This is a genomic window from Methylophaga sp. UBA3192, assembly GCA_002363955.1.
Taxonomy (GTDB): Bacteria; Pseudomonadota; Gammaproteobacteria; order Nitrosococcales; family Methylophagaceae; genus Methylophaga.
On sequence record DEXE01000004.1, the window covers coordinates 199,502 to 221,166 of the forward strand.

Consider the following 21,665-nt stretch of genomic DNA (forward strand, 5'->3'; position numbering starts at 1 on the left):
GATTTGTTCTGATTAGAAGATCTGACTTATGCCAATGATCAACAATGGAAGCACAAAAAACACACCGCCTATATAGGCAACAACATAAAGCTTGTTTTTCTGGGCATACATCGCCAGGGTCTCGGCCATTTTGACCGGTAACGGACGAAATACCGGCAACACATATATCAGTAGAATCGCCATCAAATTAAAAAACAGATGCACCAGAGCTATCTGCAAAGCAAGTTCAGCCGTTGGGCCCGATATCGCCGTTGCTGCAAGCAAGGCAGTGATGGTGGTGCCGACGTTTGCCCCTAAAGTAAATGGATAGATCTGTTTAATTGAGAACACACCGGTTCCTGCCAGCGGAACGATTAAAGCAGTGGTGGTGGAAGAAGATTGGACCAGAACCGTAATAATTGACCCTGAGGTCATGCCAGCAATCGGCCCCCTGCCCACCGCCTTATGCAAAATGTCTTTTGCTTTGCCCACCATCACTTTACGCAGTAACTTACCAATCGCTGAAACCACAAACAGGATCAACGCAATACCGATCACTATCAACGCAATACCCGCCCAGACTTCAGGCAGCCAACCCGTTATAAACTTCAATGCATCGTCTGCCGGTGCCAGCAAGATCTTCATGAAATTTACATTACTCATGCTGACGCTGGCATCCGAAATGAAAAACCCTGACATAAACTCAGCAGTATTCTGTAAGGGTTTAAATAAAAGCTCTAGCGGTAACAGTATGAGTACAGCAAGGATGTTGAAGCTATCGTGCACTGTGGCAGCGGCAAAGGCACGGCGGAATTCTTCTCCGTTACGAACATGCCCCAGACTCACCAATGTACTGGTTAATGAGGTACCGATATTCGCGCCCATCACCATAGGAATGGCAATGCTTAACGGCAATCCACCGGCCACCATACCGACAATAATGGAGGTGACCGTACTGGAGCTTTGAATCAATGCAGTAGCGACAACACCGATAATGAGAGCAATAACCGGATTTGAGGCAAAAGAAAATAATTCCTTGGCATTACTGGCTGTCGCCATTTTAAAACCACTGCCAATGGCACCCACTGAAGCCAGCAACAGATAAATCAATGCCGCCACCATCAACCATGCCTGCCAATTAGATTGTGATGCCTGTGCGTTTAATGAGGGGTTTTGCTGGGTAATGGTAGACATGAGCGATCACTCTTATTGAAATTCACTCATGCAATTTAATGCTCATCTATGACACTTTGATGAACAATTTTCAGTTATTAATTTGGATAACTGAATGATCGTGTTAGTTGATATTCAGATTCGTGATAAACCAGCCCATAAAAATTTTTATATCACTTACAAACATTTACATAGCTTGAACCAAACTTACAGAGAAAAGGCTTAACCTGATTTCCAGTGACGGCCTTATCAAGCGAGGTAAACACAATGTTAAATTCAACAAAGACAAAAACATTAACTTTAATGGTGTTTTCACTGTTACTTATCGGCTTTTCAGTCAATACCGCCAAAGCAGATGTCAGAATCAATATAGGATTAGGTTATCCAATCGGTTATGTAGATCATCGACATCATGGTTATGTTGTGCAACACCATGCTCCCCGATACAGCTATCACAAGCATCATTACCATCAGCCGAAAAAGTATTATTCAAAACATAAACACCATTACCACCAGCCAAAAAAATATTATTCAAAAAATAAACATCATCCGAAATCCTACCGTGGACACGGACATAACCGTGACCATTATCGATATGAATCCAGAGGAAATCATCGGAATTACGGACATCGGGATCATCGCTACTATCGATAATCCGAAGTCAGATTAGTATGATTTGAAATGAATAAGGCCCCAATTCAGGGGCCTTGTTATTTTAATCCTAGAAGCTATAACGGACATTGGCAGCTACAGAGCGGCGTTCACCATAGCCACAATCGAAGCCTTCGCCACGGCACCATGAAATAAACTCTTCATCCGTCAGATTTTTTGCATCAACGGTAAAGTCCCAATCACCCACAGCATAACCAATCATTGCGTCATATAAGGTTTCGGATGGAATCTCAGGAGCCCCACTACCGCCGACAACATCACCAATATAGCGAATGCCGGCACCAACGCGCCAATGATTACCCAGATAGAGTTTATTCCACCATGAACCCGTTTTCTCAGCCAAAGCAGACAGTCGATCTCCGGTACTATCATTTTTGGCATTTAAATCAGTATAGGCAAACTGGGTTTCAAAGTTATTCCACCGTTTATTAATTTGCAGTTCCCAGCCATCAATTACTGCTCCAACCTGTTCAACACCACCTGGTGTCTGTCCCTGCACGATCCGGTTGGTTTCTGTAATATCGAAATAGGCCATTGTCACAGCCAAGGTTTTATCTGGTGAAAGATATTTAATACCGATTTCTTCCTGTTCACCCGTAGTTGGCTTTAAGGTATTGGCGGCCGAGGTGCCGTCGGTACCGAGGTTCATGCTAAAGGCCTCAGCATAACTAATGTATGGAGATAGCCCATTATCAAACCGGTACATCAAACCAATACGTCCGGTTGTCTCCTGTTCATCACTGGTAGTATTGGGTCCGGTTACAGCAAGTTTCCGATTTTTGGCGAAATCACGTCGTAAACCAGCAGATAACACCACTTTACCGATTTCAATATGATCAGCCAGATAGATACCAACCTGCTGTATTTCATTATCATCACGGTCAACCGGATTGGCTAATGCAGCAGTATTTAAATTCCCATACTGTGGATCATAAAGATTAATAATTCCGCCACCGGTTGAATTAGAAACATAATTTTCTTCTTCCCATAACGCATCCTGTCTATCCCAGCCAATAATGACATTATGACGGGTTATCCCCAGATCAAAGACACCTGACAGACGTGTATCCAGATTAAATATCCGGGTCTGACGATCGGCTGTATGAATACTGCGTGCAATATTGCCTTCAGGAGAAACAACGCCTCCAACTTGTGCCCAATGCTCACGGGTTTTGGTACTGGATTCTGTGTAACGGGCTGTTGTGGAAAATGACCAGCTATCATTGAATTTATGATCAAAAAAGAACGTTAATTCTGTTTTCTCTCTGTCATATCTATCCCAGTCAGGCTCACCGACAAAGGTTTCTGATCCAACATAACCAAAAGGTCCTCGATCAAGCGTACCGGTTTGTGGCAAAAACTGAGCAGATACCTGGCCTCTGTTTTCCTGGCGGTTTAATAAGAGTGAAAACGTTGTATCGTCTGTTGGTTTCCACGTAATTGAAGGAGCAATTACATAGCCATCATCTTCAACATGATCCACCTGAGTATCGGCATCGCGTTGCAAGCCAACAACCCTGTAGAGCAGTTTGCCATCATCTGTTGCAGGTCCCGTTACATCAAACGCAATCTGCTTACGATTATGTGAACCATATTGTCCCCATATCTCACCTTGCTGCTCGGCTTTGGGTAATTTTGATACCGAATTAATAACCCCACCCAGATCCCCCTGACCATACAACATTGAAGAGGGTCCTTTTAGTACCTCAATGCTTTCCAACGCATAAACATTGGTTCGCACACTGTTATAAGAACCATAAATCTGTCTTAAACCATCAAGGTAAAGCCCTGGAGCAATACCACGTACCTTGGCACTGTCAATGCGGGTATCAGCTCCAAAAGCGCCAGAGTAAACACCGGAAGTATATTGCAACGCATCCTGGATATTTTTTGCCCCGGTATCTTTCATGAAATCATCATCGATGATGGACATGGAAAAGGGCTGATCCATAATCGGCACATTTAACTTTCCAACAACAGGCTCTTTTTCCAGCTCGATATAACCTAACGTATCTGCGTTTGTCGATGTAACCTCAACGGTAGGCAGATCCAATGACTTTTCTTCAGTTTCCTCAGCGATTGCATTTGGTGTAAATACAAACATAGCCAATACGGCAGGCGCACAAAACAGCCGGAGCTTTTGAACAGGTGGATACATTACATTTCCCAGTTTGTTTAAATTAAAGCTAAATGATAGTGATTTAGATTTGCGTAATGTAAAGGAGTGTAACAAGCCTGTCAATTGTGGCTTTACGGGAAACTCCCTTAACCAACCATATAAATGTAAGGGCTGTCGTAGATAAACTTATATCCAGCTACTTGCTTTACTTTCGAGTGATAATGGGATTTTGAAGATAATTTGCCAGCAGACAAATAGTAAAAATGACTATTTATATTCCGTTAAAGCTATGAGCGATTTTCTTAATTTACGTCAAATAATCTCTCGAATAGTTAGCTGCCCTTCGTCCGTGAAGAGTATTTAAGTTATCGATCAGAAGCTGGTTCTCAGATTAAGCGAGACACTACGTGGCTCACCATAGGTGTTGTAGGTATTTAGCCCGCCAATACGCTCGTAATATTTGCGATCTGTCAGGTTATTCACGGCAATTGTAAGGCTGGTTTTCTGAGTGATGTCATATCCCAGCTGGGCGTTAAAAACAGCGTAACCGGTGCCTTCTCTTAGGCCTTTTTCGCCTGTTCCGATGACCGCTGAGTTTGCCGTCATACCAGCACTTGCGCGCCAGGGTGTACCGGCAAACCGATAGGTCCCGTAGAGCTTGAGCGAGTGCCGCGGCTCAAACAGCGAGAAACGTTCACCTTCCCTAAGGCGGTCAACCTCGAAGCTGCTCGTTATGTAGGCATAACCAGCCATCAGTTGCAGATTAGCTGTCGGACTGCCACTGATCTCTACTTCGGCACCTTTTACTTCGACTTCACCAGCAGAAAGGAAGAATCCGGGATTATCAAGATCGTTAAACGAGCGATTAACATCGCGGGTCCGGAAGACCGATGCACCAAACTGTAGCTTGCCATCATTGAATTCGCCTTTGATACCGACTTCAATCTGCCTACCCTCGCGAGGGTCCAGATTTCTGCCACTGACCGCTTGCTGCGTTTGTGGCATAAAGATATCAGCGTAACTGCTATACAAGGCAAGGTGCTGGTTTATGCGATAGACCACACCAGCATAAGGCGTGAAGATATTACGTTCACGTGACCTTTCATCCCATGATGTGGAAGGGGAAGGTGAAACATTTCGGCTACGGTATGTGTAATTGCTAAATCGGCCGCCAAGCACCACAGTTAACGGGTCAGTCAATGAAAATCTGAGCTGACTGTACATACCGTTTTGGGTCGTTTCATACCCAAAACCTCCGACATAGGGCTTAATGCTGTTTTTGGGTACCAGATCTGCACGTCCGAACGGAACGTTGGCAATGGAAGAGTTCGCCCCGGAAAGTCTTTCTTCACTTAAACGTTCATAATTAAATCCAACAGTCGCGGCATGCTGCCTGCCAAGTAATGAGAATGGACCGGTGCCATAGACATCAAACGATTCACGTGTGGACTCGTAATCCCAACCTCTGCGTAAATAATTGCCAATTAGTCCAGTCGCTGGATCGACACCGCCGGTGGGGAAAGCATCATTTAAGCGCCAATCCCGCGAAGCATGTCCAACCAGTGCTTTTAGTTGCCATCCGTTATCCAGATGATGGGCAGCCTCAAATCCTATGGTGGTATTTCTCGTTTCATTGCGCGCCCATGACGGCATGGTTGTGGTTGATCGAGATGTATCAATCAGTGTTCCGTCGGTATAGGCAGGCAGCCCCATAAACGGGTTGGTTTTATCGTCTTGAGATGCCACATAAAATGAGAAACTAGTGTATGAGGTCAGATCGTAATCAAGTGTGCCGTATACAAAGTTCTTACGACTCTTTGCGTCATCATAATAGAACTCGCGATCCTGCAAGGTGGCAACGAACCGTCCCCGCAGACTGCCGTCATCGTTTAATGGGGTGCCAGCGTCGAACTCGGCCCGGTTATTCGACCACGAACCATGAGTCAGCGCCAGAGATCCCTGTGTCTCACCAGGCGCACGCTTGCGAACGAAGTTAACTGTTCCGCCTGGCTGTCCAGATCCCTGAAACAAACCCGCCGGCCCACGCAACACCTCTATCCGATCAAACATTGCTACATCATATTGCTGGGTGGCGTTTAGACCGCCAAAAGCCGGTACACCATCATAGCTGGGTTCCAGAAAATAACCGCGTGAACGAATCTGGTAAGTCGCACCATCCCAAGGGGTTACGGTAACACCGGTGACCTGGGCCAATGCATCTTCCACCCGGACTATATTTTGATCTTCTATACGTTGGCGCGTGATCACACTGACTGAATTGGGGATTTCCATCACCGGCACGGCAGCTTTCCCCCCTATAGTCAAAACCGGTGATACATAACTGCCGCTTCCTTCAGTGGTAGCATCAGCCCAGCCCCTGACCGTGATCGAAGGTAATGTTTCGTCACTCTGAGGATCTGCTTTCACGCTGCTTTCAGCACTCGCATTAAACGACCAGCTTAACGCGAGACTGGCTAAGAAAAGTCGATGTAGCCGGAATTTTGAAGGCATTAAGACAGCTAACTCATTGGAAATCAGAGTTTGTTTTTTCATTTCAGTTCTCAAAGCTCGAAAATAAGATGCAAGGTGTTCAGAGACGCCGCTTCATTGCAGAATTTGGTTAAAACACTAATAGCTATGATACATCATATCTATTTCTTGTCACTACAATGCTTAATCTTTCTGTTGATCTTGCGGGAGTCTTACAGGCACGGCATTGTTTTTACAGCCTGAGCATTATTGCCGGAAACTATGTCAGAGAAGACACTATAAGGAGGTTTTAGTGTGACCATCGCTCCTTCTCAGATCTAGACAATTACGGGTTACGCATGCCGCCAGAATGTCCTAAATATCGGCAAAACAGTGACAACCAGTCGCAGATAATGCAAGCTTATTACTCTTAACACGCTCTGAAGCCCCAGAGAGCAACAAAAGGAAAACGCTTATGAAAGGCAGCCAGAAAGTTATCGATTTGCTCAACAAGCTACTTGCCGGTGAGCTGACCGCAATGGATCAATACTTCATCCACTCCAGAATGTACGAAGATTGGGGCCTGACAAGATTATACAACCGCATTGCCCATGAAATGCAGGATGAAACGGATCATGCCGATCAGATGATCAAACGCATTTTGTTTCTGGAAGGCATGCCGAATCTGGCCCATCGTGAACCATTACATGTCGGCCACACTGTCCCGGAAATGCTGCAAAACGATCTGGATTTGGAATACGCTGTGGTCAAAAATCTTCGAGAAGGCATCGCGTTGTGTGAAGCGGAAGAAGATTACGAAACCCGTCAGATGCTGTTAAAACAATTGGAAGATACTGAGTTAGATCACACCCACTGGCTGGAACAGCAACTGGGCCTGATTGATAAGATGGGTTTGAGAAATTACCAGCAGGCCATGACCTTGGCTGAAGCCTGAAGATTTCATTAATGACCGAATGGTAGGTTGGGTTGAATGCAATAAAACCCAACAATCGTAAATAAGATGTTGGGTTTCGCAAGCTCAACCCAACCTACCCTCGAAATGTAGATCCGGGAAAGCTGTAAGTTTACTTCCTCGGATCATCCTCTGGATTAATATAGGTAATATCCCACGGTCCGGTAGCGATCAATTCCACAATGGTTTCCTCTTCCGAAGTCCATACATAATGAGCATGCCCTGCTGGTAACACAAAGCTGTCACCTACGTTCAACACCTCACCGTTTTCCTTATCAAACGTCTCACCCATGCCATTACCTAATTGGCCTTTCAGCACGGTAATAACTTCAGTGTAGGGATGCGTATGGGCTGGAATCGGGTAATTTGGTGGGAATTTCAACCAGGCGATAAACACACCTTCTTTAGTCGGGTCCCCCAGCAAAATCACGCTTTCAGCACCTTTTGGCAGAATCGCCTCTGGTTGCCAATTTACCTCATCAGCACGAAATGACTGCATTTTCTCCGCCGTCATCCGCTCAATCTGGTCTTCTGCAAATGCCGTTGCAGTAAAGCTAAACAACATTGAAATGATTAGTAGAATTCTCACAATAATGTCCTTTTAAAAGTTGGTATGGAGATAAATCTGTTGTTTTGGAAATCGTCCAATATTAGTCTTTGTTATAAAAACAGTTGCTCAGTATTAATCCGATTTTATATAGGAATTTTCCTGAAATGATGATGGTGAATTTTGATTATTTAAATACGTATGTTGTGCGGAGGAACGAAACCTAAAAATAGGTTTTTAACAGTACAACTTTGGTTTCGACTAAATGTCGAGTCAGGGGAATGCGTGCCCATTCCCCTAACAACCCAAGGGCACCCCTTGTGTTGGCCTGCGGCTTCACTGCGTTGCGTTTTTTGTCAGGGAGACTCACCAAACTCGCTTCGCTCAAACAGGTAAGTCTCTAATCCTGACAAAAAGCCGCTACTAATTCGTGGCATCCGTGCCACTCACCCTTCGGGCGCTTTCAGCGTCCAAATTTGTTCCAGACAAATTTGTCGTCAATACAAAAGGGGATTTTGTCTCCAACTTCACCGGCTCTCCCTAACGCCCTGATGCGAAGCCGAGCATCGGAGAGCTGGTCGGATCAGCATGACGGCTGTTTGACCGAAGGGAGTTTCCGTCATGCCCGACCAGATCGAGAAGCGCAGGGTACCCGCAGGGCGAGCATGGGCTGTCTTTTTGTTTGGTTCGTTTATTTTGGACAAGCAAAATAAATGAACGCCCAGCGGCAGCGATAAAATTATGAGTATGGTTCTGATTGTTGGGTTTCGTTCCTCAACCCAACCTACCGTGCTTTAGTCCGAAATCGCTAAGTTGGGGGTCACACTACAAGTTATTGGGCGATCCGGGTGTAACCGATGTAGTTGAATTAAACTGTTACCGATGTATGTGAATTGAGATATAGAATTTAACGTTGGGCTTTGTTCCTCAACCCAACATATCGTAATAGCTCAATTGATTTTTACGTATTCTTTTTTAAGGACCTTAAACGTTGTCTAAATGTGGTTTTATTATTCTTGCTCCTGTAATGATTATGCTTTTGAAATTCATCATATATCTTTGAGTTGTATACGGTGGCAGATATTATTTTATCTTGCTTTAAAACAAGAGCTATATCTTCATCAATTTCTGAATATTTTGTTGTGAAATTAACTTTTAAAGTTTCTTTTTTTCGATAACCACTCAAATAAGGTGTTATCACAATTTCTTGATCCATCCCTTCAGATTCAGTTGGCTCACCTAGGCTCACTACTTTACCTACGTATACTTTCCCATCATCCATGGTCAACATTAAATATTTTTCTGGGGAGGAAGAAACGAATGAGTCATATAACATTGAATCTAGGGGACTGTCTTTAAGAATCGATCTAATTAACGCAATCTCTGAAAGTACTTTTGAGCTGAGCTCAGATTTGTTTTGCTTCTTCCAATTTATACCTGAATATTTAATCCAAGCTCTGATCCTAAATAAAATAATTCTTATTTGAGCTACAAGTATTGAAGTGACAGAGATCAAAATAAACCAAGCAATCTGATCAGATGGGTTAAGGGGGGTTATAAGATTTTCAAGCCAACCAAAAATATCCATTGGTATAGCTTTATTGGCTACCAATATATGACTCGGTATATATGTATTTAGTAAAAATACGATTACAACTGCAATCAATGTACAGATTAGGCCTTGATATGCAGTGCTCAAGTAAAGTAGTTGCCCATCATATCTATGTAATTTATAAAAACATGCTGGATGTTTCGTAATCACAATGAAGCCTGCCACCAATATTGGTAGCAGTAATAAAAGTATCATTATGATTTATTGAATTTTTTATCTGAATTTTCTGAAATGAATCGCCGTGAATCTTCAGTTTTACGTGCATCCTTGACACTCATTGTTAAAGTTCCTCGTCCAACAACTTGAATTGATTTAGGAGCCTTGACACCAAGCTCCCTCAATAACTCCTTTTCATTCTCAGAAGGTGCAAATCCTATAAGCTGAAGGATTCTTTCCATTCTATTTCTCCTATTTGCTAGGAAATGATTCTACATACTAATTAGTCAAATTTGCAAAATATTTGATTACAATTTTAACTAATTTATCCTTTCATAAACAATATTTTAAGTTAATAATTACTTCTTAACCGGCCTAACCCACCCCTTAACCGTCTTCTGCTCCGACTTAGTCAATGTCAACGCATCAGCAGGAGCAGTCTTCCGAATCGTCGATCCCGCCCCAATCGTAGCTCCATCCTCAACAGTAACCGGTGCAACCAACTGCGTATCCGAACCAACAAACACCCGATCGCCAATCACCGTACGATGTTTATTCGCCCCATCATAATTACAGGTAATGGTACCTGCCCCAATATTTACATCCGCCCCCATATCGGTATCGCCGATATAGCTGAGATGGTTGATCTTGGAACCCAGGCCGATGTTGGCATTTTTGACTTCTACGAAGTTACCGACTTTGGCTTTGGCGGCGAGCTTAGTGCCTGGGCGCAGTCTGGCAAAGGGTCCTACTGAGCAGTTAGCACCCACTTCGGCGTTTTCAATAATACTGTTAGGCAGGATTTCTGCTCCTTCATGGATGATGCTATTAATAAGAATGCAGTTGGCACCGATGCTGACATTGTCGGCTATGGTGTTATTGCCTTCGAAGATGACGTTGATATCGATGGTAATATCCTGCCCTGCTTTTATATCACCACGTATATCGACTCTTGCCGGATCACGGAAAGTGACACCTGACATCATCAACTCTGTTGCCTTGAGTTGCTGATAGTAACTTTCGACTTCCGCCAGTTGGACGCGATTATTGATGCCAGCCACTTCCATTTCATCTTCGCAGGTGACGGAGTTGATTTCGATACCCTGGTTAACGGCTTTGGCAATCAAGTCGGTCAGATAATATTCGCCCTGGGCATTGTTGTTATCAAGCTGGGACAAGGCTTCTGTGAGCCATTTAGCCGGGATGCACATAATGCCGGTGTTGATTTCATTGATGAGTTTGGTTTCTTCATCGGCATCTTTTTCTTCGGTGATGCACAGCATATTGTCATCATAATCACGCACAATACGGCCATAGCCGGTGGGATCATCCAACACTGCTGTGAGCACTTTCAGGCTGTTGTTGTCGCCTGATTCAATCAAGTCCTGCAATGTTTCTGGTGTGATTAATGGCACATCCCCATACAAAACCAACACCTGTTCACTATTAGTAAAGCTGGCTTTGGCTTGCTCTACTGCGTGACCGGTGCCTTTCTGTTCATGCTGCATCACAACATCGATTTGCTGATTTTGCAGGTACGGCACGACTTCGTCAGCACCATTACCACAGACCACGGCTAACTGGCTTGGAGAAAGCTGTTTAGCGGTATCAATAACGTGTTGTAACATGGGTTTGCCTGCCAGAGTGTGCATCACCTTGGGTTTGGCGGATTTCATGCGGGTGCCTTTACCGGCAGCGAGAATAATAATAGCCAGAGACATAAAAGATTCCTTGTATCAGCTCTGTAGTTTAGCAAAGACCTGCAAACAAAAAAGGCCGTCCGAAGACAGCCTTTTCTGGGTCATCACTTTCGTGATTAATGCTTACGTGTTTTACGTGCTCTTTCAATGGCGCGTAACTGTGCCATCGCTTCTGCCAGTTGAACTTGTGCTTCCGCAAAGTCCATTTTGGCTGATTTATCGTTGAGCGCTTTTTCGGCTGCGGCTTTGGCTTCCAAAGCAGCGGCTTCATTTACATCATCTGCGCGTAATGCGGTATCGGCCAGAATAGTGACGATATGAGGTTGAACTTCCAGCACACCACCGGAAATATAAAACTGCTCTTCCTTACCGTCTTTTAATAACCGCACTTCACCGGCTTTTAACCGTGTCAGCAATGGAGCGTGACGTGGGTAAATACCCACCTCACCCTCTTGTGCCGAGGCAATTACCGCTTCTACCAATCCAGAATAAATGGATTCTTCAGCACTTACGATGTCAACATGAATTGTCATAGCCATCAGCTACCTCCCAAGAGATTAGTACTTTTTGGCTTTCTCAATCGCTTCATCAATGGTGCCAACCATGTAGAACGCTTGTTCTGGCAGTGAATCATATTCACCATCCAGAATGCCACGGAAACCAGCCAGAGTATCTTTCAGTGAAACGTATTTACCAGGTGCACCGGTGAATACTTCAGCAACGAAGAATGGCTGTGACATGAAACGCTGAATTTTACGAGCGCGTGATACAGACAATTTGTCTTCTTCAGACAATTCATCCATACCCAGGATCGCGATGATATCTTTCAGTTCTTTATAACGTTGCAGGGTGTTTTGAACACCACGAGCAATATCATAATGATCGTTACCAACAACCAATGGATCCAGCTGACGTGACGTTGAATCCAGCGGGTCAATCGCAGGGTAAATACCCAATTCGGCAATTGAACGTGACAATACAACGGTCGCATCCAAGTGAGCGAAGGTGGTTGCAGGAGATGGATCGGTCAAGTCATCCGCAGGTACGTATACCGCTTGTATAGACGTGATAGAACCGGTTTTGGTTGAGGTAATACGTTCTTGCAAAACACCCATTTCTTCGGCCAGTGTTGGCTGATAACCTACCGCTGAAGGCATACGGCCTAACAGGGCGGATACTTCAGTACCGGCCAATGTGTAACGGTAAATATTATCAACGAAGAACAATACATCACGGCCTTCATCACGGAAGAATTCCGCCATGGTCAAACCAGTCAACGCTACACGCAGACGGTTACCTGGTGGCTCATTCATCTGACCGTAAACCAGTGATACTTTGTCGATTACGTTTGAATCGGTCATTTCGTGATAGAAGTCGTTACCTTCACGAGTACGCTCACCAACACCAGCGAATACCGAGAAACCACTGTGCTCGATAGCGATGTTACGGATAAGCTCCATCATGTTGACGGTTTTACCGACACCGGCACCACCAAACAGACCGACTTTACCACCCTTAGCAAATGGGCAAACCAGGTCGATAACTTTGATACCTGTTTCCAGCAATTCGTTACTGGCAGACAGTTCATCAAATGCAGGTGCTTTACGGTGGATACCCCAACGCTCTTCTTCACCGATGTCGCCTTTCTCGTCGATTGGGTTACCCAATACGTCCATGATACGGCCCAGTGTTTTTTGACCGACTGGAACGCTGATCGCCTTGCCAGTGTTGCTGACTGCCAGGCTGCGTTTCAGACCATCTGTCGTACCCATGGCGATTGCACGAACAACACCATCACCTAATTGTTGTTGTACTTCCAGGGTCAAACCGACTTCTTCAACCATTAAGGCATCGTAGACTTTTGGCAGACTGTCGCGGGGAAATTCCACGTCAACGACCGCACCGATAATTTGTACAATCTTTCCAGAGCTCATCTTGCTTCCTCTTTCAAATAAGTTCGGGCTGCTCAGCCCTTTTAATTCAGTTAGACCGCAGCGGCACCCGCAACAATCTCAGAGATTTCCTGTGTAATCGCAGCCTGGCGAGCTTTGTTGTAAACCAGTTGCAGGTCATCAATAAGATCGCCGGCATTGTCAGACGCATTTTTCATCGCAATCATGCGTGATGCTTGTTCAGAAGCAATGTTTTCAACAACGCCTTGATAAACCACTGACTCGATGTAACGGACCAGCAAATCATCCAAAACTTCTTTCGCATCCGGCTCGTAAATATAATCCCAGTGATGAGACATTTCCTCGCTTGGCGCACCCGGAGTCGCAGGCAACAGACGAATAAACGTGTCTTCCTGCGTCATGGTGTTCACAAACTGGTTATAAACAAGGTACAGACTATCAATATGACCAGACTCGTAAGCATCCAACATAACCTTGATGCTACCAATCAATTCATGAACGCGTGGTGCATCACCCAATTGGGTGACTTGTGCAACCATGTTCACTGGCAAGCGGCTGAAGAATGCTGAGGCTTTTTGACCAATTGCACAGATATCAACCTGCAGGCCTTTATCTGACTTGGATTTGATTTCGTGCAGCACTTCCTTGAACAGATTATTGTTCAAACCGCCGCATAAACCACGATCCGAAGAAACCACGATATAACCTACGCGTTGTTTCTCTTCACGATCCTGCAAATAAGGATGTCTGTATTCCGGATTGGCGTAAGCCAGATGCTGAATGACATTTAAAATCTTGTCAGCATAAGGACGTGTTGCCGCCATGCGTTCCTGAGCCTTACGCATTTTACTGGCAGCCACCATCTCCATCGCAGAGGTGATCTTCTGCGTGCTTTTGATGCTTGCTATCTGCGTACGTATCTCTTTACCGCTAGCCATGAATTATGCCTCGCTTACCAGCTACCGTTGGCTTTGAATTTTTCAATCGCGCTGCGCATCTGGCCAGCGATATTGTCATCAAAATTACCAGTAGTGTTGATAGTGTCCATTAGTTCAGCATGCTGTGAACGCATGGTTGACAGCAATGACGCTTCAAATGAACCGACTTTGCTAACGTCAACATCATCCAGGAAGCCTTCGTTGGCAGAGAACAAAGAAATCGCCATTTCAGCAATTGACAATGGTTGATATTGTTTCTGCTTCATCAACTCAGTTACACGTTGACCACGGCTGATCTGAGCACGGGTTGCTTCATCAAGGTCAGAAGCAAACTGAGCAAACGCTGCCAGTTCACGGTACTGAGCCAAATCAAGACGAACACCACCACCCAGTTTCTTGATGATCTTGGTTTGAGCAGCACCACCCACACGTGATACCGACAGACCGGCGTTAATCGCAGGACGGATACCGGCGTTAAACAAATCTGTTTCCAGGAAGATCTGACCATCTGTAATTGAGATTACGTTGGTCGGTACGAAAGCAGAAACGTCACCGGCCTGGGTTTCAATAATTGGCAACGCAGTCAGTGAACCGGTTTTGCCTTTTACTTCACCATTAGTGATTTTTTCTACGTAATCTTCGTTTACCCGTGCTGCACGTTCCAGCAGGCGTGAGTGGAGGTAGAAAACGTCACCAGGATAAGCTTCACGACCTGGTGGACGACGTAATAACAAAGATACTTGGCGGTAAGCCCAGGCTTGTTTGGTTAAGTCATCATAGATGATCAGTGCATCTTCGCCTTTATCACGGAAGTATTCGCCCATTGAGCAACCCGCGTAAGGCGCAATAAATTGCAAAGCAGCTGAATCAGAAGCAGAAGCGGCAACGATGATGGTGTGACCCAGTGCATCATGTTCTTCCAGCTTGCGAACGACGTTCGCGATAGAAGACGCTTTTTGACCAATCGCCACATAGATACATTTAACGCCTGTACCTTTTTGATTAATGATGGCATCAACCGCAATCGCTGTTTTACCCGTTTGACGGTCACCGATAATCAACTCACGCTGACCACGGCCGACGGGAATCATCGCATCGATTGATTTCAGACCGGTTTGTAATGGCTGGTCAACTGATTGACGTGCGATAACGCCTGGCGCGACTTTCTCAATTGGAGAAGAGCCGGTGGCTTGAATGTCACCTTTGCCGTCAATTGGTTTACCCAGTGAGTCAACAACACGTCCTAACAGGCCTTCACCTACTGGAACTTCCAGAATACGACCAGTACATTTGACTTTGTCGCCTTCAGAAATATGTTGGTATGCGCCCAGAACAACGGCACCGACTGAGTCGCGCTCCAGGTTAAGAGCCATACCGAAAGTGTTGCCTGGAAACTCAAGCATTTCCCCGGACATGACATCGGCAAGACCATGAATACGCACGATACCATCGGTAACACCGACTACGGTGCCTTCTGTTCGTGCTTCAGTAGCCCCGTCAAAGCTTTCAATTCGCTTTTTAATCAGGTCACTGATTTCTGCTGAATTCAGTTGCATCTCTGTTTCCTCTTTACGGGCCGCTTAGCTTATCGCGCTGGCCAGTCTGTTCAATTTACCTAAGGCAGATCCATCGATTACCAGATCGCCTGCCCGAATGATTGCGCCGCCCAGCAGACTTTCGTCTACGCTTTCGCTGAGGGTGATTTCTTTACCCAGGCGTTTTTTAAGTGCAGCAGCAATCTTGCTTTTTTGTTCATCCGTCAACGGCCGTGCGGTTATCACATCGGCTGACAGCATTTGTTCCGCATCGGCGCGTAACTGTTCATATAGCTCTGCAATTTCCGGCAACAGCAGCAATCGATTGTTTTCTGCCAGAAGCAGCAGAAAACTACGAGCATCTGTGCTGAGCTCACCAGTGATATCGGCAAGCAGATTAACTGCCTGTTCATCACTGACCGCAGGGCTCACCAATATGGATTGCACCTCGGGAGTAGCAGCGCATTGCGCCAGTACACTAAGCAGCTCAGACCATGACTGCATGTCGCCTTTTTCTTGTGCAATCGCAAATACGGCTGATGCGTAGGGGCGAGCGATGGTTATTGATTCTGCCATCCTATGATTCCTCTAGATTTGGCTGACCAACTCATCGAGCAGGTCGGTGTGGGCTTTGTCATCAATCTCACGACTAAGGATTTTGCCAGCACCTGCCAGTGCAACTGTCGCAACTTGTGCTCTCAGTTCATCACGGGCGCGGTTCGCTTCCTGCTCAATTTCTGCACGGGCAGAAGAGAGAATTCGCTCACCTTCAGTACGCGCAGTGCCTTTGGCTTCATCGACAATTTCATTTCCGCGGCGCTGTGCCTGAGAAACGATTTCGCTTGCCTGATCTTTTGCTTCATGAATTACCTGTTGGGCACGTTTTTCTGCCAACTCTTGTTCATGACGACCACGTTCTGCCGCAGCCAGACCATCAGCGATTTTCTTTTTGCGTTCTTCCAACGCCTGCATGATAGGCGGCCAGACGTACTTCATGCAGAATGCGACGAAAATCGCAAAGGCAATTAGCTGGCCTATCAAGGTTGCATTGATATTCATGCCTGTACCTCTTGTTTATCGCTATTGGGAGTTGAGTTAATGATCTTAACCAGCTACCGCGAACAGTACATACATTGCCAAACCAACAGCGATCATTGGTACCGCGTCAACCAGACCCGCAACCAGGAAGAACTGTGTACGCAACATTGGCACTAATTCAGGTTGGCGAGCAGCAGCTTCCAGGAAGCGACCACCTAACAGACCTACACCAACGGCCGCACCCAGAGCACCCAGACCAATCATCAGTGCACCCGCAATATAAACTAAACCCATATCCATTTTTCTCTCCTACGAACGTCTAAAGACTAAAAAAATAAAGTTACAACTCAATCAAACTCAATGATGTTCCTGATGTGCCATATCCATATATACCGTGGTCAGCACCATAAAGATGAATGCTTGCAACGTAATAATCAGAATATGGAAAATCGCCCAGCCAACCTGTAACAGACCGGCAAAAGAACCCAGAACAAGACCGGCACCGTACATGGTAGCGATCAAAATGAACACCATTTCACCTGCATACATGTTGCCGAACAACCGTAATGCCAGTGAAAATGGTTTTGCAATCAAGGTGACAGTTTCCAGCACAAGGTTGATAGGCAGCGCCCATTTACCAAAAGGCTGCAAGGTCAGTTCGCCAACGAAACCACCGACGCCTTTGACTTTGAAACTGTAATAAAGCATGAGTAAGAAAACGAATAATGCCATGCCAAGCGTGGCATTTGGATCGGTTGTCGGGACGATTTTGAAGAACACATCGTGCGGATCAACACCGAATATGGCTGATGCACCGTGAGCCACGGCCAGGGGAATAACATCTACCGGAATTAAGTCCATCAGGTTCATCAGGAAAACCCAGACAAAGATGGTTAATGCCATCGGAGCAACCAGAGTATTTTTACCGCCGCTGAATGAACCACGAACCGTGTCGTCAATAAACTCCATTATCCATTCTGCGAAATTCTGTGTGCCGGTCGGGACGCCGGCGGAGACTTTTTTGGCAACGCTGCGGAAAAACCACATCATCAAACCGCCAAGTAAAATCGACATAAACATGGTGTCGACGTTGATGGACCAAAAACCCATTTGCGCCGCCTCACCAGAAGACATCGCAAAACCATAATCACCTGTCGGAGCCCATACGCCCGGCTCTATCTCTTCGTGTTTCTGACCGAAAGTCAGATTCTGAAGGTGATGCTTGATGTATCCTGAAGTTGTTAATTCTTCCGCCATGTTTGTCTCAAGCCCGTTTCATATTTCCAAACAATAAAACCACTTGTATCGCGACGAAGCCGAGCAGTAGCGGTAACGCGGTAAATTCAAACACCACGAAGCCAACCACAAACATGGCCAGGGTAAAAACCCATCGTTCTGCAATACACCTGTATATGCCACCGAGATTTTTTGCCGGATTGGCACCAGCCTTCATGACTGTTCTCAGTAAATGCCATTTCAGCAATAGTGTGTTAGCCACACTAATCATGCCTCCAAAGCATACGGCTATGGCGACATCCTTGCCATGTAACCATGAGACACAAGCCACTATGATCAGCAACGCTATAAACTGGGTTTTTAGCAGCTGATTGACGGGCCTGACCCTAGTTAATTGCTCCATTTTTATCCGCTGGATCTTAGTTTTGCCTTAAGCAAATCAGGGAATTATATAGACCTATGCTTTGCATGGTCAACGACTATCTCGCTTAATTTATTTCAGGCAGATTAAATTTGCAGATTTATGAATTCGCTTAATCCTGATTTTTTCACTGTGAAAGATTCCATTTATGATTCTGGTTTTGCAAAAACTTGCCTGTGATATTTTCCCGAAGAAAGCATTATTTCAGCTCATCAGGCTTTTAAAGGTGATGCATTGGGAACCCGGCTTAATCTTGAAGATCAAGGGATTTAGGTTGCAGATCGAATTTTAAACAATGCGCCTGATATAACTTTTTAAGCTCCGCTTCTCCCATCAAATTACCCGGTTCATCGCGATAGCTGATTTCACCACTGACTGGCGACCCCTGCCATTTTTGCTCAATTTGTTTACGTTCAGGCTGTTGTTTGAACCAGGCAATAAATTCATTGGCTTTGGCCAACAGCCGATAGCTTGATCCCCACGCATTCACGGCCATCGTGTAGTAATACGGTTGCGGTGCAATATTTCCCGGAATAATTTCAATCTTGCCAAACCAGGGGCTGGCTGGATTTTCACAGGCCCAGTAATAAATAGGCAGATCTACGCCAAAAGCGTCGACAACGCCATCCGACAGACAATTATGAATTCGTGTCTGATCGGAATAGGCAATTAAATTTTCCAGTTTAATCCGTCCATCCGCTTTGCCTTCGTTGCTACTCCAGCGCAAACCTTGATCTTCAAGCACCTGAAAAGCGGCTGGATCATTGATAATACCCACTACTTTGCCATTGAGATCTTCCAGCCGGGAGATATTGCTGTCACCCTTTCTGCGAGCCAACACCCAATGCAGATAGGTATAGGCCTCGGAATAAGCAACATTGTCGTATTCTGCGGATGGGGGAAGTGCGCTGATCACAACGTCTGCAGGCGGCTCACCATATTTTTTACCTGCGGTAAGTAATTCAGTACACATATCCCATGGCGCTTCGATAAATTCACATTCAACGCCAAGGAACCGTGCAAATGCTCTGGCGTAATCTACATCCAGCCCTTTCAGTGGCTCACCGAGTTTTTCACGAAATGACAGACCAACAAAATTGGGTTCTATCGCCACTCGCAATGTTCCTCGCCGCAAAATATCATCGAGTTGGTCATGCGATGCATCCGGCACTAAAAAGAGTTTTTTCAGCGTGTTATCCATTGCTTTTACGGCTGGCTCGATCTGCGCTGACTGAATATCAATTTTTTCCAAACCGCTGGACATATCTTCAACCACATCGTTAATGATCTTGTTCTTGCCATGTATGCGCTGCATAACGCCTTTGTTTAAATCCAGCGTTTCAAAAATCACCGCCGTGTTTTCCATAATCGCTCGCAGTTGCTCACTGATAGATTGAAACAATTCGGTGAGCTGACCGGTAGCAGATTGAATAACCTCAACAAAACTGTTCAGTCTTTCGGTATTGGTTTCGCGGATATGATCCAGTTCAGTGTTAACCTCTGTAAAATCCAGCTGTTTGGCTGCTTGCTGCGCCTGCTCCATGGTTACGGCAGCCAGTCTTCGAACCTCATCAGCCACGACGGCAAATCCCCGGCCGTGCTCCCCGGCACGCGCTGCTTCAATAGCCGCATTTAGCGCCAGCATATTCACGCCACGCCCGATTTCCAAAATGCCATCCAGCACTTGCGTAACACTATTGGATTTTTCATTGAGGGTAAGTGATATGTCTTGCATTGCCTGCCCGACAGCGCCATTCACATCCCGCACTTCCACGTCTATTTGTGCCTGTAATGCGCCAACCGTAGAGTTTGAGCTATTCAGGTAATCATTAGCCTGCCTGAGTTCACTATCCAGTTTGTCAGTACGCTGGCCGATTTCTGATAAAAAGTTTTGCTGTACCTCAAGCGCGCGGAAAATCTGTCGTGAAAGCTGTGCTGTCTGGCTGCTTACTAATTGCAGGGAACGATAAAAACGCTTTTCTGCCTCAGAAAATTGTTGGGGGGATGTCGCCTCATCCTGCTCCAAAGAATTTGCAATCGGAGGCTCATTGAACTCTGATGAATTAAATATTCTGTCCAACAGTTTCATTGCTGATTCCATAAATGTCGATTCAACAGAGCTATGCAATTGTCAGTCCAGCAATGACTGACACGCGTGAATGGATATGGAATGCTTTTAAAAATGAGACGTTAGAAAAAACGGTGCTGAATGGAGGTCATCTAACTTGCAGTAAGGTAAACAAAGTTGCACCAGAGTGAAACATAGACTTCACACGTTCTGTGCAAATTGATCTCTGACTATCTATTTAAACCCCAATTTGTTTAATCAGGTGTTTTAGCTCATCAACATTGGAATAATCGAAAACCAGTTTTCCTTTGCCATTGGCGCGGTGCTTGATACTAAAGCCTTTACCCAGTTTTTCAGCAAGACGCTGTTCGAGTCGCTCGATTTCTTCCAATGATGGCTGAGGGACTTCCTGTTTATCTGCAGGGGAGGATTTCAACAGACGACGAATAAGCTGTTCTGTCTCACGGACAGACAGACCCTTTTCAACGATCTGCAAAGCGGCTTCTGACTGACTTTTACCTTCCAGAGCCAATAACGTTCGGGCATGGCCCATTTCCAGATCGCAGTTTTCCAGCAACTTTTTCACATCATCATTGAGATTACGCAGACGCAGTAAATTAGTGATGGTGGCGCGGGATTTCCCCACAGCTTCAGCCGTTTGCTGATGGGTTAATTCAAATTCTTCACGCAGTCGATGCAAGGCATTGGCCTCTTCCATCGGGTTGAGATTTTCGCGTTGAATGTTCTCAATCAATGCCATCGCGATTGCATTGCGATCCGACACATCTTTGATCAAAACCGGAACACTTTCCAGGCCAGCCAGCTTGGAAGCCCGCCAGCGGCGTTCCCCGGCAATGATTTCGTAATGCCCGCCGTCAATCGGTCTCACCACAATCGGTTGCACCAGACCTTGAGAACGGATGGAGTCGGCAAGTTCTTCAAGGGATTCCTGAGACATATCCATGCGTGGCTGATATTTGCCGGGTTGAATCATGTCCAGCGGAAAATGTTGCAAGCTGTCATTCAGGCTGTTTTCGTCCTGATTGACGTCACCTAACAGTGCATCCAGTCCTCTGCCTAATCCTCTTTTTTTACTTACCATATTTAGGAATACCT

At 45.5% G+C, this 21,665-nt stretch carries 20 protein-coding genes; 2 read left to right on the forward strand and 18 right to left on the reverse strand.

The genetic code is table 11. From position 1 onward, the window contains the following. Window positions 1-12: 12 nt before the first annotated feature. Window positions 13-1,173, reverse strand: coding sequence for a Na/Pi symporter (locus tag B2337_RS06670; protein ID WP_292414978.1), 1,161 nt, complete (start codon window positions 1,171-1,173; stop codon window positions 13-15). 246 nt (window positions 1,174-1,419) lie between these two features. Here B2337_RS06670 and B2337_RS06675 point away from each other — a divergent pair, with 246 nt between their 5' ends. Further along, window positions 1,420-1,806: a hypothetical protein gene (locus B2337_RS06675; protein ID WP_292414980.1), complete on the forward strand. Its 387-nt coding sequence runs from the start codon at window positions 1,420-1,422 to the stop codon at window positions 1,804-1,806. Between the two features lie 67 nt (window positions 1,807-1,873). On the opposite strand, the gene B2337_RS06680 is transcribed toward B2337_RS06675, so the two are convergent. Next, a complete protein-coding gene (locus B2337_RS06680; protein WP_292414982.1) occupies window positions 1,874-3,982 on the reverse strand; it encodes a TonB-dependent siderophore receptor in 2,109 nt (702 codons plus the stop codon). Between the two features lie 333 nt (window positions 3,983-4,315). Next, window positions 4,316-6,496: a TonB-dependent siderophore receptor gene (locus B2337_RS06685; RefSeq protein ID WP_292414983.1), complete on the reverse strand. Its 2,181-nt coding sequence runs from the start codon at window positions 6,494-6,496 to the stop codon at window positions 4,316-4,318. 391 nt (window positions 6,497-6,887) lie between these two features. On the opposite strand from B2337_RS06685, the gene bfr reads away from it, so the two are divergent. Next, window positions 6,888-7,367, forward strand: a complete 480-nt coding sequence (gene bfr, locus B2337_RS06690; RefSeq protein WP_292414984.1) for a bacterioferritin — start codon at window positions 6,888-6,890, stop codon at window positions 7,365-7,367. 130 nt (window positions 7,368-7,497) lie between these two features. Here the strand turns inward: bfr and B2337_RS06695 are convergent, their stop codons facing one another. The 15 genes from B2337_RS06695 to B2337_RS06765 form a co-directional block, all read right to left on the reverse strand. Then, window positions 7,498-7,974: a cupin domain-containing protein gene (locus tag B2337_RS06695; protein ID WP_292414985.1), complete on the reverse strand. Its 477-nt coding sequence runs from the start codon at window positions 7,972-7,974 to the stop codon at window positions 7,498-7,500. Window positions 7,975-8,893: 919 nt separating this feature from the next. Then, window positions 8,894-9,694 (reverse strand): hypothetical protein, encoded by an 801-nt coding sequence (locus B2337_RS06700; RefSeq protein WP_292414987.1) that lies wholly within the window; start codon window positions 9,692-9,694, stop codon window positions 8,894-8,896. A 44-nt stretch (window positions 9,695-9,738) separates the two neighbouring features. Next, window positions 9,739-9,942, reverse strand: coding sequence for a hypothetical protein (locus B2337_RS06705; protein WP_292414988.1), 204 nt, complete (start codon window positions 9,940-9,942; stop codon window positions 9,739-9,741). A gap of 117 nt (window positions 9,943-10,059) precedes the next feature. Beyond that, window positions 10,060-11,421 (reverse strand): bifunctional UDP-N-acetylglucosamine diphosphorylase/glucosamine-1-phosphate N-acetyltransferase GlmU, encoded by a 1,362-nt coding sequence (gene glmU / locus B2337_RS06710; protein WP_292414989.1) that lies wholly within the window; start codon window positions 11,419-11,421, stop codon window positions 10,060-10,062. Window positions 11,422-11,516: 95 nt separating this feature from the next. Further along, a complete protein-coding gene (locus tag B2337_RS06715; protein ID WP_292361364.1) occupies window positions 11,517-11,939 on the reverse strand; it encodes a F0F1 ATP synthase subunit epsilon in 423 nt (140 codons plus the stop codon). Between the two features lie 18 nt (window positions 11,940-11,957). Then, complete coding sequence (gene atpD / locus B2337_RS06720) at window positions 11,958-13,334, reverse strand: F0F1 ATP synthase subunit beta (RefSeq protein WP_292361365.1); 1,377 nt, start codon at window positions 13,332-13,334, stop codon at window positions 11,958-11,960. A gap of 50 nt (window positions 13,335-13,384) precedes the next feature. Next, window positions 13,385-14,251 carry a F0F1 ATP synthase subunit gamma gene (gene atpG / locus B2337_RS06725; RefSeq protein ID WP_292361366.1) on the reverse strand — a complete coding sequence of 289 codons (867 nt, stop codon included), beginning with the start codon at window positions 14,249-14,251 and terminating at the stop codon, window positions 13,385-13,387. Window positions 14,252-14,265: 14 nt separating this feature from the next. Further along, window positions 14,266-15,807 carry a F0F1 ATP synthase subunit alpha gene (atpA, locus tag B2337_RS06730; RefSeq protein ID WP_292361367.1) on the reverse strand — a complete coding sequence of 514 codons (1,542 nt, stop codon included), beginning with the start codon at window positions 15,805-15,807 and terminating at the stop codon, window positions 14,266-14,268. 24 nt (window positions 15,808-15,831) lie between these two features. Beyond that, window positions 15,832-16,362 carry a F0F1 ATP synthase subunit delta gene (locus B2337_RS06735; protein WP_292414990.1) on the reverse strand — a complete coding sequence of 177 codons (531 nt, stop codon included), beginning with the start codon at window positions 16,360-16,362 and terminating at the stop codon, window positions 15,832-15,834. A 12-nt stretch (window positions 16,363-16,374) separates the two neighbouring features. Continuing rightward, on the reverse strand, window positions 16,375-16,845 hold the full coding sequence (locus tag B2337_RS06740) for a F0F1 ATP synthase subunit B (protein ID WP_292361369.1): 471 nt from the start codon (window positions 16,843-16,845) through the stop codon (window positions 16,375-16,377). Between the two features lie 45 nt (window positions 16,846-16,890). Next, window positions 16,891-17,124 carry a F0F1 ATP synthase subunit C gene (gene atpE, locus B2337_RS06745; RefSeq protein ID WP_292361370.1) on the reverse strand — a complete coding sequence of 78 codons (234 nt, stop codon included), beginning with the start codon at window positions 17,122-17,124 and terminating at the stop codon, window positions 16,891-16,893. 57 nt (window positions 17,125-17,181) lie between these two features. Continuing rightward, window positions 17,182-18,081: a F0F1 ATP synthase subunit A gene (gene atpB / locus B2337_RS06750; protein WP_292361371.1), complete on the reverse strand. Its 900-nt coding sequence runs from the start codon at window positions 18,079-18,081 to the stop codon at window positions 17,182-17,184. Window positions 18,082-18,088: 7 nt separating this feature from the next. Then, window positions 18,089-18,463 (reverse strand): ATP synthase subunit I, encoded by a 375-nt coding sequence (locus B2337_RS06755; protein ID WP_292361372.1) that lies wholly within the window; start codon window positions 18,461-18,463, stop codon window positions 18,089-18,091. Window positions 18,464-18,728: 265 nt separating this feature from the next. Beyond that, on the reverse strand, window positions 18,729-20,570 hold the full coding sequence (locus B2337_RS06760; RefSeq protein WP_292361373.1) for a methyl-accepting chemotaxis protein: 1,842 nt from the start codon (window positions 20,568-20,570) through the stop codon (window positions 18,729-18,731). Window positions 20,571-20,787: 217 nt separating this feature from the next. After that, entirely contained in the window at window positions 20,788-21,651 is an 864-nt protein-coding gene (locus tag B2337_RS06765; protein ID WP_292414991.1) for a ParB/RepB/Spo0J family partition protein, read from the reverse strand. Between the last annotated feature and the right edge of the window lie 14 nt (window positions 21,652-21,665).

Bases quoted from the DNA above. Each gene is read 5' to 3' on its own strand.
- B2337_RS06670 (WP_292414978.1), bottom strand. From the start codon at position 1,173: ATGTCTACCATTACCCAGCAAAACCCCTCATTAAACGCACAGGCATCA.
- B2337_RS06675 (WP_292414980.1), top strand. From the start codon at position 1,420: ATGTTAAATTCAACAAAGACAAAAACATTAACTTTAATGGTGTTTTCA.
- B2337_RS06680 (WP_292414982.1), bottom strand. From the start codon at position 3,982: ATGTATCCACCTGTTCAAAAGCTCCGGCTGTTTTGTGCGCCTGCCGTA.
- B2337_RS06685 (WP_292414983.1), bottom strand. From the start codon at position 6,496: ATGAAAAAACAAACTCTGATTTCCAATGAGTTAGCTGTCTTAATGCCT.
- bfr (WP_292414984.1), top strand. From the start codon at position 6,888: ATGAAAGGCAGCCAGAAAGTTATCGATTTGCTCAACAAGCTACTTGCC.
- B2337_RS06705 (WP_292414988.1), bottom strand. From the start codon at position 9,942: ATGGAAAGAATCCTTCAGCTTATAGGATTTGCACCTTCTGAGAATGAA.
- glmU (WP_292414989.1), bottom strand. From the start codon at position 11,421: ATGTCTCTGGCTATTATTATTCTCGCTGCCGGTAAAGGCACCCGCATG.
- B2337_RS06715 (WP_292361364.1), bottom strand. From the start codon at position 11,939: ATGGCTATGACAATTCATGTTGACATCGTAAGTGCTGAAGAATCCATT.
- atpD (WP_292361365.1), bottom strand. From the start codon at position 13,334: ATGAGCTCTGGAAAGATTGTACAAATTATCGGTGCGGTCGTTGACGTG.
- atpG (WP_292361366.1), bottom strand. From the start codon at position 14,251: ATGGCTAGCGGTAAAGAGATACGTACGCAGATAGCAAGCATCAAAAGC.
- atpA (WP_292361367.1), bottom strand. From the start codon at position 15,807: ATGCAACTGAATTCAGCAGAAATCAGTGACCTGATTAAAAAGCGAATT.
- B2337_RS06735 (WP_292414990.1), bottom strand. From the start codon at position 16,362: ATGGCAGAATCAATAACCATCGCTCGCCCCTACGCATCAGCCGTATTT.
- B2337_RS06740 (WP_292361369.1), bottom strand. From the start codon at position 16,845: ATGAATATCAATGCAACCTTGATAGGCCAGCTAATTGCCTTTGCGATT.
- atpE (WP_292361370.1), bottom strand. From the start codon at position 17,124: ATGGATATGGGTTTAGTTTATATTGCGGGTGCACTGATGATTGGTCTG.
- atpB (WP_292361371.1), bottom strand. From the start codon at position 18,081: ATGGCGGAAGAATTAACAACTTCAGGATACATCAAGCATCACCTTCAG.
- B2337_RS06755 (WP_292361372.1), bottom strand. From the start codon at position 18,463: ATGGAGCAATTAACTAGGGTCAGGCCCGTCAATCAGCTGCTAAAAACC.
- B2337_RS06760 (WP_292361373.1), bottom strand. From the start codon at position 20,570: ATGAAACTGTTGGACAGAATATTTAATTCATCAGAGTTCAATGAGCCT.
- B2337_RS06765 (WP_292414991.1), bottom strand. From the start codon at position 21,651: ATGGTAAGTAAAAAAAGAGGATTAGGCAGAGGACTGGATGCACTGTTA.